The sequence below is a fragment of the Sporosarcina sp. FSL K6-1508 genome, assembly GCF_038007465.1.
GTDB classification, from domain to species: domain Bacteria; phylum Bacillota; class Bacilli; order Bacillales_A; family Planococcaceae; genus Sporosarcina; species Sporosarcina psychrophila_B.
This window is the reverse complement of the sequence record NZ_JBBOXF010000001.1, coordinates 1,573,502-1,589,248: the sequence shown is the minus strand read 5'-3', so window position 1 is coordinate 1,589,248 and position 15,747 is coordinate 1,573,502. Positions and strand designations below refer to the sequence as shown.

The following is a 15,747-nucleotide window of genomic DNA, read 5'->3' as shown; positions in this document are numbered from 1 at the left end:
AACTTATCCACACTACGAGAACTTTTTTATTTCCTGTTTAGTACAAAAGCGTCCGCAATTTGGACGCTTTTTCTTATGCCACAGTCGGGCGCTGTTTCAACTTGCCGATAAAAGATACAATGAACAACACAGCTAAAAACAGTGAAATCAATAGTAAAAAACTGAATCCTGCCTCAAATTCAAGAAAGAGACCGCCAAGAAATGGACCTGTCAAACTGCCTAGACTAAAGAAAATTCCGCATAGTAAGTTCCCTGTGGGCAGCAGATGCTTCGGCGTTAAATCGGACATATACGAAATGCCAAGTGAAAATATCGAACCCGCAAAAAGTCCCGCAACGAAAAACATGGCCATAACAGCAGTTGTAGAAACCTCGAGGGTACTTGCGATGAAAAATGAGATAGCCCCTCCTCCAAGCGCGATAAGAAAGACTGAGCTCCTCCCGATCTTGTCTGACAACATTCCAAGAGGCAACTGTGAGATTATTCCTCCTACAGAGAAGGAGGCTAAAATAATCGAGACAGATGTAAATTCAATACCGCTTCTAAGTGCATACACCGGGTACATCGCGTTAAGCGAAGATTCTAGGAATCCGTATCCAAACGGGCCTAGAAAAGCGAGCCAAGCAACAGCCATTGTTGCTTTGAAACGCGAAAAAAACCGACCTTCAGTAGCCTTTCCTTTAATAATATCCGGATAATCATTTTTCAGCATGAAGACGAGTGACCATGCGAGCATGCACAGTACACCGGACACAATGAATGGCAAACCTTCAAACACATTGACGAGTGGAGCGAATAGCGGCCCTGCCGCAAAACCGACGCCAAACGATACGCCGTAAATCGCGATATTGCGGCCTAGTGAATGCTGCGGCGAAAAACTTGTAATCCACGTTTGGGTGGAAAAATGAAGCGCATGATCCCCGATACCGATTATAAGTCTTAAAATATACCAAAAGACGACACTTTTCCATATGGGAAACAACAGCAGGGATATAAAAACCAGCAAGCCGCCTCCGATGATAATCGGCTTATAACCGAAACGCCGGAGCGGAGCTTCCATGAACGGTGAAATAAGTAATGTCCCTATGTATAAACCTGTGGCATTCAAACCGTTCATTGCACTTGAAATACCATCTTTCTCGAAGATCGCTGAAATAAGCGGCAACAGCATTCCTTGCGAAAATCCTGAAATCGATACGATGATGACAAGTATCCAAAAACGTCTTTTTTCAACTTGTGAAAATGTACTCATGCTTCTACCGCTCCCTACATTAAAGTTCCTTTTATGATTTTAGCATAACTGAGCGATGAAACACGATACCTTAAAAATCATAAAGGCCCATCCATATCTGATTGTCAGATTACGGTTGGGCCTTTATGTATGAATTGAATCTTCACTTTCCATTTCCATCTGCATAAGTCGTATTCGTCTCCTGGCATATCGCCATCGGACACTTACGAATCCCCTCCTTCTTAAATTCTTTCTCTTCATCTTCGCTGCATGACTGTTATCAGCTCTTCTTCATTTCTATTTGCCGAATCTAGTACTTGACACTATATTTTACTATTTGGGACTTCACCTCCACTGTTCAAAAGTTGAGTTTTTCTTTTATATTTAAAGTCCCCAACCTCCTTAGTTTTCGGTTTTATTGTCCTTGCTGCACCCTCCCTTTCGTTTGATTAAATGAATCATATCATATTAACTTTGTATTGTAAAGATTCCGTTAAAACTATTTTCAATTAATTCCAAAGTTCTATTCTGCTTCATTGATAATTTCCGTTTTTTCGTTTACGATTACACTAATGAAAAGAGGTGTACGGATTGGAAAAAGCACAAAATAAAGGGCATGTCGAAGGTTTGAAAACACGGCTTCATCAATTCCTTGAGACGCTCGATACAATTGAACCCGAAACAGCGGACCTGCAAGAAATCGACCAACTGATCAGCATGCTCGACGACCTTGAAGAACAAATGGAAAAAATAAAAACAGACAAATAACAGTGTATATGTAGGGGGAAAGCGAGAATGTACATAGAACAAATAGAAAAAAGTATGTATGATCTCATTTGCGAAACATCCACAAATCTTCCAAAAGACGTACGCCGAAAAATTCTTGCAGCAAAAGAGCAGGAAGACGCCGGTACGCGTTCAGCTATGAGTCTTGATACGATTGCAAAAAATATCAATATGGCTGACGAAAAGGTTTCTCCAATCTGCCAAGATACAGGTATGCCGACGTTCAAAATAAAAACTCCTGTCGGGGTCAACCAAATTGAAATAAAAGCCGCTATAAAACGTGCCATCGTGAAAGCTACCAAGGACACCAAACTCCGTCCTAACTCTGTTGACTCGCTTACAGGCGACAATAGCGGAGATAACCTTGGTGAAGGTGTTCCTGTCGTAAAGTTTGAGCAATGGGAACAAGATCATATCGAAGTGAAACTTATTTTAAAAGGCGGAGGCTGTGAAAACAAAAATATTCAATACAGTCTTCCGGCGGAACTTGACGGACTTGGTCGTGCCGGACGCGATCTTGATGGTATTCGTAAATGTATTTTACACTCAGTCTATCAAGCACAAGGACAAGGCTGTTCCGCGGGCTTCATCGGCGTTGGCATCGGCGGAGATCGTGCTTCAGGTTACGAGCTTGCGAAAGAACAGCTTTTCCGTGAAGTGGACGACCTGAATCCGAATCCAAAACTTGCGGATCTTGAGAAATATGTCTTGGAAACAGCAAACAAACTTGGCATCGGAACAATGGGATTTGGTGGCGAAGTTACCCTTCTTGGCTGTAAAGTCGGTGTCATGCACCGTATTCCCGCGAGCTTCTATGTTTCCGTAGCATATAACTGCTGGGCATACCGCCGCATGGCCGTCGATATCAATCCTAAATCTGGTGAAATTATGAACTGGCATTATGATGATGGCGAAAAAATTGCTTTCTCACAACAAGACAACATTCAAGATGAAGTTAAGCAATCTGCTCGCACAGTCGAGCTCACTGCCCCAATTTCAGAAGAACAAATCCGTGATTTAAATGTAGGCGATGTTGTCAAAATTAGTGGGATGATGTATACAGGACGCGATGCTATCCATAAATACTTATCTGAAAATGACTCGCCTATCGATCTTGACGGACAAATCATTTACCACTGCGGCCCAGTCGTGATGAAAGATGAAGACGGCGGTTATGAAATCAAAGCTGCCGGGCCGACGACTTCCATTCGAGAAGAACCATATCAAGGCGACATCATGAAAAAGTTCGGTATTCGCGCCGTCATTGGAAAAGGCGGTATGGGTCCGAAAACGCTTGCTGCACTCGAAGAGCACGGGGGAGTCTACTTGAACGCCATCGGAGGCGCAGCGCAATACTATGCGGACTGTATCAAAGCTGTCGAAGGCGTTGACCTCCTTCAATTCGGTATTCCCGAAGCGATGTGGCATCTGCGCGTTAAAGACTTCACTGCAGTCGTAACAATGGACTCGCATGGCAACAGTTTGCATGCCGATGTAGATAAGTCATCTCTTGAAAAGTTAGCTCAGTTCAAAGAGAAAGTATTCAGCTAAATAAGTCAGGCACCTTTTTTCGGAGAAAGTTACCGGGAGAAGGTGCTTTTTCACTTGATGGTAACTATTTGACAGCCTACCAAAAACCTACGACCAGCCACTTTTTTCTCCCCCCTGTAAGCAAAGCAGTGTCACTTCCCCTATCAACATGCTATACTATTAACAATAATAATTACAATGTGATAATCAATATCATCTATATTTAATTAGTCGGCTCCTGCCATAGGAACCGACTTTCATATTTTATTCAGCAATTTGAAATTGACTATCATTCTCAATTAGGAGGAAGAAACTATGACTACTATCACTGAACATCAGCAGAAAAATCCTTTAGATTGGCGAGTGCACATAGAATTAATTGCAGCTATCCTGTCTGGCACGCTTATTGCCATCGCTTGGTTTAGTGGTGCAAACGGGATTGAAACACTTTCTGTTCCCCTTTACATCATCGCCTTTTTAATCGGCGGTTTTGCCAAAGCGAAAGAAGGAATTGAAGAAACGATTAAACACAAAGAACTGAATGTGGAAATGCTTATGATTTTCGCTGCAATCGGTTCTGCCTTAATCGGTTATTGGGCTGAAGGGGCAATTCTAATTTTCATCTTTGCGCTCAGTGGCGCCCTTGAAACCTACACGTTGAATAAAAGCCATAAGGAAATTTCGTCACTTATGGCCTTACAACCTGAAGAAGCATGGCTCATTCAAGAAGATGGCATGGAAATCAAAGTGCCTACCTCCTCCCTAACGTTAGGGTCAATCCTGCTTGTTAAGCCAGGCGAACGGGTTCCAGTCGACGGAAGTATCACTTTCGGTACCTCCTCCATCGATATGTCTGCTATTAATGGAGAATCGATTCCTGTTACAAAAGACATTGGCGACGAATTATTTGCCGGTACTGTCAATTTGAGCGGTGCAATTCAAATGAAAATGACAAAGCCTAGTTCCGAAACACTTTTCCAGAAAATTATTACACTCGTTCAAAGTGCACAAAGTGAGAAATCACCTTCACAGCAATTTATCGAACGGTTCGAAGGAACTTATGTAAAAGTTGTACTCATTGCAGTATTAGTTATGATGATCCTGCCTCATTATTTGTTCGGATGGGAGTGGACGACTACATTCTATCGTGCTATCGTCCTGCTCGTTGTTGCCTCACCATGTGCGCTGGTTGCATCTATCATGCCGGCAACTCTTGCTTCAGTCTCAAACGGAGCAAGAAAAGGAATCCTGTTCAAGGGAGGTGTTCATCTTGAACATCTTGGTTCCCTCAAGATGATTGCTTTTGACAAGACCGGGACATTGACGAATGGTAAACCGGTTGTTACAGACTTCCATGTACGTAAAGATGCAGCGGCAGACGAAACATTGACGGTTCTTGCAAGTATAGAGTCCCAATCGAATCATCCGCTTGCTATTGCGATTACAAATTACGCCATCGATAATGGTGTAACCTTGAAGCGAAATCTTCAAATTGAAGATGTGCCTGGCCATGGCATCAGGGCACTTGTTGATAAGCAAGAATTGCTTGTAGGAAATCCACGTTTTGTCGGAACAGAAATAGCGGAACAATTTCAGGATGGTATTGCTTTATCGCTAGCAGAAGAAGGTAAAACAGTCATCTTCATGAAAGATGATAAAGGGATTGTAGCCATTGTTGCACTGAAAGATACCTTGCGTTCTGAAGCGGTTGAGGCTATCAAACAGTTAAAGCAGACAGGTATTTTAACAATCATGCTAACAGGTGATAATGAAAAAACGGCTGCAGCTATTGCGAAAGAAGCCGGACTTGATTCATACGTCGCAGAATGCTTGCCAGAGATGAAAGTCAATCATTTGAAACGTCTTCTGATTGAATATAAAAACGTAGGAATGGTCGGAGATGGTATTAACGATGCACCCGCCCTCGCTACTGCAACATCAGGCATTGCAATGGGTGAAGGTACCGACGTCGCGCTTGAAACTGCAGACATTGTTCTGATGCAAAATGACTTGAGGCGTATCTCTTATGCAATCAAGCTATCTCGTAAAATGCAGCGAATCGTGAAACAGAATGTCTTCTTCTCCATCACAGTCATCATGGTACTCATCGTCTCCAACTTTCTGCAAGTCGTCGATCTTCCTCTCGGCGTCATTGGACACGAAGGAAGCACCATACTTGTTATATTAAACGGTCTTCGGATGCTGAATCGCATCGAGTAAGTTATTTTGTATTTCAATTGAACAAAAGCAATGCCGTCATATTACATGACTGCATTGCTTTTTGCTTTTGCTCTTTTCAACTGAGTCCTTTCAAATGTGACGGCATTTAGCTGTCCGCCAAGTATCAAAATGATAGCTGAGAAATATAACCACATCATTAATACAATAATCGCTCCAATACTACCATATGTACTCGAATAGCTTCCGAAGTTACTGACATAGTAGGAGAAACCAAGTGATGTCAGAATCCAGCCTACCGTAGCAAATAGCGCTCCTGGTAGCACACTTATAAAGTGAATCTTCAAGTTAGGTACCAGCCAATAAATCAGCGAAAATACGAAGAAGATTAGTACAGGCGGAACGATCCAGCGCAAATTGCTCCACAAAGTGATGAATCCTTCTTCAAGTCCCATATAAGAGAATACTAGTACGCCAATCTGCTGTCCAAACACTGGTAATACAAGGGCTACTACTAGGACGGCTATGAGCAAAACTGTAAAGACGACTGACATCCCCCGAGCAACTACGAATGAACGTGATTCTTCTGTAAAATAGGAACGGTTCAAAGCTTTAGTAAGAGCATTCATACCTTTAGATGCTGACCACACTGTTGCAAGCGCACCAATTGACAATAAGCCACCATTTCGGTTTTTTAAAATATCACTTAGTGTATCTTCAATAAGCATAGCAACACTCTCAGGCGCATAATCTCTAATCAACAAGAAAATTTCTGCCTGATCAAGATTTAAAAAAGGAAGAAGCGTCATTATAAAGATTAATAGAGGAAATAATGACAACAGGAAAAAGAAAGCGAGTTGCGAGCCAAGGCCCGTTACATCGACTTTTTTTATCCGGACAAGAAGTTCTTTCAAAAATCCAGTTTTTGTCGTGACATCGAATTCTTCAAGGTCGCCTTCTTTTACATCATCTAAAAATTTCATGGCTGCAGTATCTGCCATAAAGCCATCTGTTTTCTTCTTTTGCTTCCCAGCCTTTGCTCTTGGGATTGGCGTAGGTGTTGAACGATCATTATCCTTCAAACTTTCGTCACCCCTTTCAACACTTTTCACTTTTTTGAATCAATATTATCCTCCGATGGAGTTTCACTGACAATTGACTTGTATTCATCTTTCGACTCAACAAACGCATCCTTCGTATCCATGACTAAATCTTTTACTTGTGGTGTTAATGTTTTCAACTCTTCTACCTGCTCCTTAATATAAGATGCATCACCCGATAGTTGCTTGAAGACCGACTGATATTTATCTTTCTTCTCCTCCAGTTTCCATTTGAGCACATCAGGATTTTTCGAATAAAATTTCATTTCCGTTATATAGTCGTTTGATTTCTTGACTAGTTGATTTCTTGTACTCCGATCGAACATGCTTACAATCGCACCTGTAAGTGCACCAAAGATAATAAATTTGCCAAATTTGCTATTACCCATTATAAACCCTCCATTTCAAACTCTTTCGCATATACAATTATACCCCACAAGAAAGAAAAACAAACAAGTTGTCGGAACTATAAAAATAAAGCTTGACGAATGCCGTAAATTTTCGGAATATTAACAATAACGGTAGGGAAATTTAGAGATTGAGAGGATGTGAGGTATCAACGAATACTATGCAAATTAATGTTGCACCTAAAACATATCAACTGGGGGTAATGGGATGGATGGATTAACTACTTTTTTGGATAAGGCCAGCGGATTTATTTGGGGACCGCCTTTGCTTATTCTTCTCGTTGGAACGGGGATCTTTTTAACAGTAAGACTAGGACTTATTCAAATACGTATGTTACCTTATGCACTAAAACTCGTTTTCTCAAGAAATCAGGATAAAACATCGGAAGGTGATATTTCACACTTCCAGGCACTTATGACAGCGATGGCGGCCACAGTCGGTGTTGGGAATATCGTCGGAGTTGCGACAGCAATTTACTTCGGCGGACCGGGCGCAGTGTTCTGGATGTGGATGGCCGGATTCTTCGGAATGGCTACAAAATACGGAGAAGCAATTCTTGCAGTTAAATATAGGGTCAAGGATGCCAATGGACAAATGGCTGGCGGACCAATGTACTATCTTGAACACGGTCTGAAAATGAAATGGCTCGGCGTCTTATTCGCTATTTTTGGCGCGATTGCAGCATTCGGGATTGGTAACGGAACACAATCGAAGGCAGTTGCCGATGTCTTGAATTCAACGTTTAATGTTCCGCATTGGATTACAGGAGCCATTCTTGTCGTTCTAGGTGGAATGGTTATTATTGGAGGCATTAAAACGATCGGTAAGGTTACATCGTTTTTCGTCCCGGTTATGGCAGGTTTCTATTTAATCGCAGGTTTAATCGTAATGATTTTGAACTTCAACTTGATTCCAGAAGCTTTTGCAACGATATTCAAATTTGCGTTTACTGGTGAAGCGGCTGTTGGGGGCGCAATCGGTGCGGCCATCCGTTTCGGGGTTGCACGCGGGCTCTTCTCCAACGAGGCAGGTCTTGGGTCTGCTCCAATTGCTGCTGCTGCAGCTAGAACAGACTTACCAGGTCGTCAAGCACTCGTTTCCATGACACAAGTATTATTCGATACCCTAGTTATCTGTTCAATTACCGGAGTAACTATCGTCATGTCGGGTATGTGGAAAGACAAGAGCATTGAAGCCGGTTCTCTTACAGCTGCAGCGTTCGGTGAGTTTCTTGGAAACGCAGGACCGATTGTTGTTGCAATTGGATTGATATTCTTTGCGACATCTACAATTTTCGGATGGGCCTATTACGGAGAGAAATGTTTCCAATACTTGTTCCCGAATCCAACGGTTTTGATTTACTACCGCATCGTATTTATTGCAGTCATCTTTATAGGAGCTACCGCGACTCTTGATGCAGTTTGGTTGTTCGCAGACGTCATGAATGGGCTGATGGCAATACCGAACTTAATTGGGCTTCTCGGATTGTCCGGTGTCATCGTCTTTGAAACAAAACGTTTCAATGCAAAACTCAAAGAAGAAAGGGAAGCCGCAAAACGAGGATAATCTACTGTTGTCTAGGTAATTATGAAATCTCGTACTGTGTGAAGGAATTCAACTGCAGTTTACTTACTGATCTTGGCTGAATAGCCACTTCCACTTTTGTTCTTCAATTTGACAGTTCGGGAGAATAGTGAAATGATAAGTCCAAAAGAGCAATGGAAGGTGGACAAAACTATGGATTTATCTAACCCGACATCAGAAAATGTGATCTATATGATTGAGAAGATTACAGAAAAACTTCGTATGGTTAATTCAGCTGCATTAAAAGCGGAGAATTTCAGTACTTCTAAATATGAAGATTTGCATTATATGTATAAAATGGTTATGAAACGGGATACGATTACACCAAATGAAATGCAAGCAATTGCAGCAGAACTTGGTACACTACGAAAATGACAATAAAAAAAGATTCACCGGGTTGAATTAACCGGCGAATCTTTTTTTATTCAACTGCTGTCCCATCTTCTAAGACAAGTGGCTGGATAAGTACTTCTACCCGACGATTTTTGCTTCGTCCTTCAGCTGTTCCATTCGATTCGATCGGCTGAAACTCGCCGTATCCTTTAGCACTGAATAAAAGTGGATTGATTTCTTCATTTCTCACAATACTTTTCAAAAAGTTAACAGCTCTCATTACGCTGAGCTCCCAGTTTGATTGAAATTGTGCATTTCCGATTGGAACATTATCCGTATGACCAGTAACGACGATTTGACGAGGAGGGTCAAAAACAAGAAGGTCCGCAATATCATCTGCAACCCCTTTGTATTCCGGCTTAATATCCGCCCTCCCCGGACTAAAGAGGATACTATCCCTAATCGTTACCAACAGTCCTTCATCCGTCAGTTTTGTTTCAAACTGATTCTCCAATTCGTTAACTGCAATATAGTCATCAACTCTGTCCTGTATTTCACCAAGCGACTTCTGATCTTCTAAATAGGATGCATTCTCATCGTTGGAACCAACTGAATCTTTCGGTATCGGGACTGTTGTAGGCGCTGCATTGTCCATCACGCCTTGCCCGCTGTCAAATATTTCACTGAACACAGCTGACATCTGTTTTAGTTTGACTTCATCTACCGAACTTGAGGCAAACAGCACGATAAATAACGCGAGAAGAAGAGTCATAAGGTCGGAGTATGGCAAAAGCCAAGATTCATCTATATGGTGATCATCCTTTTTTCTCTTACGTCTCTTCGACAACCTGGCCATCCCCCTTATCCGCTGAATTCGCTGTAGACAGTTTTCGACGTTCTTCCGCGGATAGGTAGGAAGAAAGTTTCTGCTCAATGACGCGCGGCGCCTCTCCTTCAAGAACTGAAAGAACCCCTTCGATCATCATTTTCTTCTGTCTTACCTCTTCGTGTGATTTACGTTTTAATTTATTCGCAAATGGGTGCCAGAGTACATAACCCGTAAAAATACCAAGTAGCGTTGCTATGAAAGCTGCGGAAATGGCATGGCCGAGTGCATCAATGTCATTCAAATTACCAAGTGCAGCAATCAGACCTACCACCGCTCCCAATACTCCAAGTGTAGGGGCATACGTTCCCGCCTGAGAGAATATTTGTGCTCCCGCGGAATGCCGGTCTTCCATAGCTTCCACTTCTTCACTTAGCACATCACGAATATAATCGGCGTTTTGTCCATCAATTGCGAGGCCCAAACCATTTTTCAAAAACGGGTCATTTATTTCGTCAGTTTTAGCTTCAAGTGATAATAATCCTTCGCGACGTGCAATGTCTGCCCACCCTGAAAACATACGTATGATGTCAGAGTCGGAAGCAAGTTTTTGTTCTTTAAAAAGCACGCCAAATAATTTAGGTACACGTTTTAACTCATTCATTGGAAATGCAATGATAACAGCTGCAAGCGTTCCTACAATTATTATTAGTATAGCTGCCATATTAAATAAGCTATCTACCGGGACACCTTTCATCGTCATACCGACAAGAAGTGCTACAAACCCTAATACTAGACCAATTACTGTTGATAAATCCATAGTTGACCCTCCAAATATTCCATTCTTCTTCTTATTTCGGCATCTTAAGACTATTCTTTAGAAGAGGTGAAGTATTAAATAGTTGAGATTTTCCATAACGTCACATTTCGTCTATTATATTCGACGTTGCAGGCAGGGCTATTAAATTGGTACTATTAAGAAGATAAAGAAAGGAGTAATTATTCATGTCCACTTTTGAAAAACAACTATCCCGCTACGCTAAACTTGCAGTGCAGGTTGGGGTCAACATTCAACCTAACCAATACCTTTACATCAGCGCGTCTACTGAAACTGCAGAATTCGTCCGTCTCGTCACCGAAAATGCGTACGATGCAGGTGCGCGTCAAGTATTTGTAGATTGGTCTGATGATACTGTTTCCCGACTTCGTTTCGAAAAAGCGCCTGCCGACTCTTTTTCCGAATTCCCTGAATGGAAAGTAATGGAGCGCGAACAACTTGCGGAAAAAGGGGCTGCATTCATGAGCATCGTTTCCCAAAGCCCCGACCTATTAAACGGCATCGATTCAACGCGCATTGGAGATTCCCAAAAAGCCACGGGTATTGCACTCGACAAATATCGTCAGTACGTACAGTCTGATAAAATCAGTTGGACTGTAATAGCTGCTCCTTCCAAAGCATGGGCAGCTAAAGTGTTCCCGGATTTATCGGAAGAAGAACAGGTTACTGCGCTTTGGACTGCTATATTCAAAGCAGTCCGTACAGACAAGCAAGACCCTGTACAAGAATGGGTTAACCATGATAATAATTTGCATGCTAAAGTTGACTACTTGAATGAAAAAAGATATCGCAAACTTCATTATAAAGCGCCTGGCACTGACCTTATCGTTGAATTGCCAGAAGGCCACTTATGGTGCGGAGCTGGTAGCGTCAATGAAAAGGGACACACTTTCATGGCGAATATGCCAACGGAAGAAGTATTCACTGTTCCTTTGAAAACGGGTGTCAATGGCTATGTATCAAGTACTAAACCATTAAGCTACGGCGGCAATATCATCGATAACTTCAAAATTACATTTGAAAATGGACGAGTTGCTGACGTATCCGCCGAACAGGGGCAAGACGTCCTACAACGTCTGATTGATACCGATGAAGGCGCAAAACATCTTGGTGAAGTCGCCCTTGTTCCCCATGCATCACCGATTTCACAATCAGGTTTGCTCTTCTATAATACACTGTTCGACGAAAATGCTTCGAATCACTTTGCGCTTGGGAGTGCGTATGCATTTTGTATTGAAGGCGGCAAAACAATGTCACGTGAAGAGTTAGTGGAAAATGGTTTGAACCAATCTATTACTCACGTTGACTTCATGGTTGGTTCTGATAATATGGATATTGATGGGATACATGACGATGGTTCAACAGAGCCAGTATTCCGCAAAGGTAACTGGGCTTTCTAAGAAACGTCACAATTACTAAAAACATTTTATGAAACCCTTAAAACTTTTGGTTTTTTATTGTATAATGAAGACAGTATCAAATTATCATAGTCGAGAGGGGTCATATATATGGGCTTGATGTTCACTACAGTTATCGGTTTCGCAGTTTGTCTCGGTATGGCAGCAACGTTCACAATGCACTATCTTTCTTCAGCTATGCCATCTGCTGACGCTTCTACAATTGATCCAAAACCAGATACGAAATTCTAAGAGTTGCCTCTCGGCAACTCTTTTCTTTTTATATATTTTCTAGTATGATAAAACCAAACTAAAAAATCAATGGGTTTCATTCACCACTGATTATTCTGCTTTCCTTCAAATCTTGAATTTCTCGTTAAGGCGGGATAAATAAAAACTTACAGAATGGGAGTATATGATGACAATTCTTTCAGAAATCCTTAAGTTTAATGAAACATTCGTAACCGAAAAAAAGTATGAACAGTACGCAACAACAAAATTTCCCGACAAACGAATTGTAGTTCTGACTTGTATGGATACAAGGCTGACTGAATTATTGCCTAAGGCGATGAACTTAAAAAATGGCGACGCGAAAATCATTAAAAGTGCCGGCGCAGTTGTCACACATCCATTCGGTGGTATTATGAGAAGCCTACTAGTGGCAGTTTACGAACTGCAGGCCGATGAAGTTTACATTGTTGGACATCACGATTGTGGAATGAGCGCTGTCGATACAGAGCGTATTATAGAAAAAATGGTCCATCGCGGGATTGATGAAAACATTTTTAAAACGCTTAAGTATTCGGGTGTCGATATGGAAGATTGGCTGCATGGGTTTGGTGATGTGATTGAAAGCGTCAAGATGAGTGTCGATGCTGTACGGAATCATCCCCTTATGGATAAAAAAGTAGCTGTCCATGGACTTGTTGTCCACCCTGATACTGGAAAACTCGATACAATTGTTGACGGCTACAAATTTAATACCGTAAAATAAATTCGACCTATTTCCCGGGAAATATACAAAAGCCGATTCCTTTTTTACAGGAACCGGCTTTTTATTTTAGCTGATAATCTCCGCAATGCGCTCTTACCCTTTCAAAAATCATCCTCCACTATTGCGTAAATATAATGATCTTCCCAAACACCGTTAATGTATAGAAGTTTGCGCAACAGTCCTTCTTGGAGGTATCCGGACTTCTCCAGAACTTTTAACGAGCCGCCATTACGGGGAGACACATAGGCCTCTACCCGATGTAAGGCGATTTTCTCGAAAGCAAATTTAGTGACAAGGTTGACTGCTTCCGTGCCAATACCCCTGCCCGTTTCACGTTCATCGATTGAATAGCCTACAAAACCGCTGGAAAAAGGGAGTCTTTTGATGCTGTAAAGCGAGATATGGCCAATCAGCTTACTGGTGGCCGACTCAAAGATTCCGAAGTTATACTCTCTGCGGTCCCTCATTTGATAAATCGACTCCCTGATTTTCTCCCTTTGGACTGCTACAGTAAAATAACTGCTTTCATGCCGCGGTTCGAAAATAGACCAATATTCAATATTAGCCTTCAGCAATTTTGTAAAGATAGAGGCGTCTTCCTCCGTCAATATTCGTAAGTAACAAGTTTGCCCTTCAAGCAAAATCAATTCATATTCACCCTTTTACCGAAGTAAGTTCCAAGAACTCCTCTACATCTTTCACGCATAGTGCTACGCCTTTTGCCCAGAACTCTTGTTTTGTAATATCCTCACCAAGGTGTTTCATCGCAAGATCTTCAACACTCATAACTGCAGTGTCCCGCAAAAGCGCCATATATTTCTGTTCAAATCCTGCGCCGTCTTCTAAAGCTTTCGCATAAATGCTCAAGGAGAACAAATAACCAAACGTATACGGGAAGTTATAGAATTGCACACCCGTAATATAGAAATGGAGTTTCGAAGCCCAGAAATGCGGATGAACTGTATCAAGAGCATCCCCGTATGCTTCTTGTTGTGCTTCTGCCATTAATTCGTTCAATCTAGCTGCCGGCACAATACCATTTTTGCGTTCTTCATAGAACCTTGTTTCGAAAAGAAATCTTGCATGGATATTCATAAAGAATGCTACACTACGTTGAATTTTGTCTTCCAGCAACGCAATTTTTTCATCCTTCGTTTCCGCGGCTTTCACTGCAGCATCTGCGACAATCATCTCCGCGAATGTCGATGCTGTTTCAGCTACTCCCATCGCATATTGACGATTCATCCAATGGACGGGGCGCAGCGCGTATGAATGAAACGCGTGGCCTAGCTCATGGGCAAGTGTTGCAACATTTGACATGGTGCCACTATAGGTCATGAATATACGGGACTGTTCGGACACCGGCATACCCGTACAGAAACCGCCGGGACGTTTATTCGGACGGTCTTCCGCCTCAATCCAGCTATCTTCAAAAGCCTGACGGGAAAACGCTTCTAACTCTGGTCCAAATTCACCAAAATGCTTTAAGATAAATTCTGCGCCTTCTTGATAGGACATCTTTTTTGTCGATGCTGTTACTGGTGCATCAATATCATACCAGTTCATCTTTTCAGTACCTAGCATTCTCGCCTTCACCTTTAAGTATTCGACAAACGGCGCTTTATTTGCACCAATTGCTCCCCACATCGCATCAAGTGTTTCTTCACTCATCCGATTACGAAGAAGAGGTTCTTTTAATACCGAATTCCAGCCTCGTTTTTTGTAAACTTCCAGTCTAAAGCCAGCAATGTGATTTAAAGCCGATGCAAAGAAATCTTCTTTCCCTTCCCAAGCTTCTTCCAATGCCTCAAATGAGCTTTTTCGTACGTTTGCATCTTCATGTGAACTTAGGTTATTCGCCTGGCCTACAGAAAGTTCTTTTTGCTCCCCAGCCAATTCAATTTTTATTTTTATATCGCCGACGAGCATGTCGTATAACTGCCCCCAGCCATGATAGCCGTCGACGCTTAGTGAGGTAATTAAACTCTCTTCCTGTTCGGATAGTTTCAATTCGACTTCTTCACGCCACTCGTTCAGTACAAATGCAAACTCTTTGAGTTCGTCCGACTCGATTAACCCATTCCATGTATCCTCATCCGCTTTTGCAAGTGTTTGCCTAATTTTAAGCCCGACCGTAGAAAAGCGTGCCCCAAGTGCGCCCGTTTCACCTTGCAGTTGTAATGCTTTTTTATCTGTTGTATCTGCCGCAAGGAAACACCCGATAACAGCGCCTGCTTGCGACAGATTAAGTGCAACCTCTTTCAGGGATTCAATTAGAATTGACACTTCTTTTGCTACATCTGCTGACTTAGGAACTAGAAATGCAGATGCCGTTTCTTCTAATGAACTGAGACTTTCTTTCAGATTATCCAAGTGTGTTCGCAATTCTTGTGATCCACTTCCACCTTTAAAAAACACATCAAGATCCCACACTTCTGAATACATTTTTTGCGTCATTATAATTCCCCCTGATTCATTCTAAATTTTCCAAAAACACCTCTTGATTATAACATGAATATTCGGGAAGCGAAATATTACAATT

15 protein-coding genes are annotated in these 15,747 nt (G+C 41.9%); 8 read left to right on the top strand and 7 right to left on the bottom strand.

The features are described from left to right. Positions 1 to 73: 73 nt before the first annotated feature. Positions 74 to 1,252, bottom strand: a complete 1,179-nt coding sequence (locus MKZ11_RS07775; protein ID WP_340793578.1) for an MFS transporter — start codon at positions 1,250 to 1,252, stop codon at positions 74 to 76. A 561-nt stretch (positions 1,253 to 1,813) separates the two neighbouring features. On the opposite strand from MKZ11_RS07775, the gene MKZ11_RS07770 reads away from it, so the two are divergent. The 3 genes from MKZ11_RS07770 to MKZ11_RS07760 all read left to right on the top strand — a co-directional run bounded on the left by MKZ11_RS07770 (position 1,814) and on the right by MKZ11_RS07760 (position 5,767). Then, a complete protein-coding gene (locus tag MKZ11_RS07770; protein ID WP_445326983.1) occupies positions 1,814 to 1,999 on the top strand; it encodes an SE1561 family protein in 186 nt (61 codons plus the stop codon). Positions 2,000 to 2,026: 27 nt separating this feature from the next. Beyond that, positions 2,027 to 3,568: a fumarate hydratase gene (locus MKZ11_RS07765; RefSeq protein WP_340793574.1), complete on the top strand. Its 1,542-nt coding sequence runs from the start codon at positions 2,027 to 2,029 to the stop codon at positions 3,566 to 3,568. A 294-nt stretch (positions 3,569 to 3,862) separates the two neighbouring features. Continuing rightward, positions 3,863 to 5,767: a heavy metal translocating P-type ATPase gene (locus MKZ11_RS07760; RefSeq protein WP_340793572.1), complete on the top strand. Its 1,905-nt coding sequence runs from the start codon at positions 3,863 to 3,865 to the stop codon at positions 5,765 to 5,767. A 41-nt stretch (positions 5,768 to 5,808) separates the two neighbouring features. On the opposite strand, the gene MKZ11_RS07755 is transcribed toward MKZ11_RS07760, so the two are convergent. Together MKZ11_RS07755 and MKZ11_RS07750 are read right to left on the bottom strand one after the other, a co-directional pair. Further along, entirely contained in the window at positions 5,809 to 6,807 is a 999-nt protein-coding gene (locus tag MKZ11_RS07755) for a YihY/virulence factor BrkB family protein (protein WP_340793571.1), read from the bottom strand. A 26-nt stretch (positions 6,808 to 6,833) separates the two neighbouring features. Continuing rightward, entirely contained in the window at positions 6,834 to 7,214 is a 381-nt protein-coding gene (locus MKZ11_RS07750; protein ID WP_340793569.1) for a YtxH domain-containing protein, read from the bottom strand. 226 nt (positions 7,215 to 7,440) lie between these two features. Between MKZ11_RS07750 and MKZ11_RS07745 the strand changes: the two genes are divergently transcribed. Then, the gene (locus MKZ11_RS07745) at positions 7,441 to 8,799 is read left to right on the top strand and encodes an alanine/glycine:cation symporter family protein (RefSeq protein WP_340793567.1); all 1,359 of its coding nucleotides are present in this window, start codon (positions 7,441 to 7,443) and stop codon (positions 8,797 to 8,799) included. A gap of 171 nt (positions 8,800 to 8,970) precedes the next feature. Next, entirely contained in the window at positions 8,971 to 9,192 is a 222-nt protein-coding gene (locus tag MKZ11_RS07740; protein WP_340796945.1) for a DUF1128 domain-containing protein, read from the top strand. Positions 9,193 to 9,238: 46 nt separating this feature from the next. On the opposite strand, the gene motB is transcribed toward MKZ11_RS07740, so the two are convergent. After that, a complete protein-coding gene (gene motB / locus MKZ11_RS07735; protein ID WP_340793565.1) occupies positions 9,239 to 9,997 on the bottom strand; it encodes a flagellar motor protein MotB in 759 nt (252 codons plus the stop codon). Continuing rightward, positions 9,981 to 10,796, bottom strand: a complete 816-nt coding sequence (gene motA, locus MKZ11_RS07730) for a flagellar motor stator protein MotA (protein WP_340793562.1) — start codon at positions 10,794 to 10,796, stop codon at positions 9,981 to 9,983. Before motA ends, motB begins: the two co-directional genes overlap by 17 nt. Before the next feature lie 185 nt (positions 10,797 to 10,981). Here motA and MKZ11_RS07725 point away from each other — a divergent pair, with 185 nt between their 5' ends. The 3 genes from MKZ11_RS07725 to MKZ11_RS07715 all read left to right on the top strand — a co-directional run bounded on the left by MKZ11_RS07725 (position 10,982) and on the right by MKZ11_RS07715 (position 13,205). Next, on the top strand, positions 10,982 to 12,214 hold the full coding sequence (locus tag MKZ11_RS07725) for an aminopeptidase (protein WP_340793560.1): 1,233 nt from the start codon (positions 10,982 to 10,984) through the stop codon (positions 12,212 to 12,214). A 108-nt stretch (positions 12,215 to 12,322) separates the two neighbouring features. Next, complete coding sequence (locus MKZ11_RS07720; protein WP_340793558.1) at positions 12,323 to 12,463, top strand: hypothetical protein; 141 nt, start codon at positions 12,323 to 12,325, stop codon at positions 12,461 to 12,463. Positions 12,464 to 12,629: 166 nt separating this feature from the next. Continuing rightward, complete coding sequence (locus MKZ11_RS07715) at positions 12,630 to 13,205, top strand: beta-class carbonic anhydrase (protein WP_340793556.1); 576 nt, start codon at positions 12,630 to 12,632, stop codon at positions 13,203 to 13,205. Positions 13,206 to 13,306: 101 nt separating this feature from the next. On the opposite strand, the gene MKZ11_RS07710 is transcribed toward MKZ11_RS07715, so the two are convergent. Beyond that, positions 13,307 to 13,852 (bottom strand): GNAT family N-acetyltransferase, encoded by a 546-nt coding sequence (locus tag MKZ11_RS07710; protein WP_340793554.1) that lies wholly within the window; start codon positions 13,850 to 13,852, stop codon positions 13,307 to 13,309. Between the two features lie 7 nt (positions 13,853 to 13,859). After that, entirely contained in the window at positions 13,860 to 15,662 is a 1,803-nt protein-coding gene (locus tag MKZ11_RS07705; protein ID WP_340793552.1) for a M3 family oligoendopeptidase, read from the bottom strand. Between the last annotated feature and the right edge of the window lie 85 nt (positions 15,663 to 15,747).

Bases quoted from the DNA above. Each gene is read 5' to 3' on its own strand.
- MKZ11_RS07705 (WP_340793552.1), bottom strand. From the start codon at position 15,662: ATGACGCAAAAAATGTATTCAGAAGTGTGGGATCTTGATGTGTTTTTT.
- MKZ11_RS07775 (WP_340793578.1), bottom strand. From the start codon at position 1,252: ATGAGTACATTTTCACAAGTTGAAAAAAGACGTTTTTGGATACTTGTC.
- MKZ11_RS07715 (WP_340793556.1), top strand. From the start codon at position 12,630: ATGACAATTCTTTCAGAAATCCTTAAGTTTAATGAAACATTCGTAACC.
- MKZ11_RS07760 (WP_340793572.1), top strand. From the start codon at position 3,863: ATGACTACTATCACTGAACATCAGCAGAAAAATCCTTTAGATTGGCGA.
- MKZ11_RS07720 (WP_340793558.1), top strand. From the start codon at position 12,323: ATGGGCTTGATGTTCACTACAGTTATCGGTTTCGCAGTTTGTCTCGGT.
- MKZ11_RS07765 (WP_340793574.1), top strand. From the start codon at position 2,027: ATGTACATAGAACAAATAGAAAAAAGTATGTATGATCTCATTTGCGAA.
- MKZ11_RS07750 (WP_340793569.1), bottom strand. From the start codon at position 7,214: ATGGGTAATAGCAAATTTGGCAAATTTATTATCTTTGGTGCACTTACA.
- motA (WP_340793562.1), bottom strand. From the start codon at position 10,796: ATGGATTTATCAACAGTAATTGGTCTAGTATTAGGGTTTGTAGCACTT.
- MKZ11_RS07740 (WP_340796945.1), top strand. From the start codon at position 8,971: ATGGATTTATCTAACCCGACATCAGAAAATGTGATCTATATGATTGAG.
- MKZ11_RS07725 (WP_340793560.1), top strand. From the start codon at position 10,982: ATGTCCACTTTTGAAAAACAACTATCCCGCTACGCTAAACTTGCAGTG.
- MKZ11_RS07745 (WP_340793567.1), top strand. From the start codon at position 7,441: ATGGATGGATTAACTACTTTTTTGGATAAGGCCAGCGGATTTATTTGG.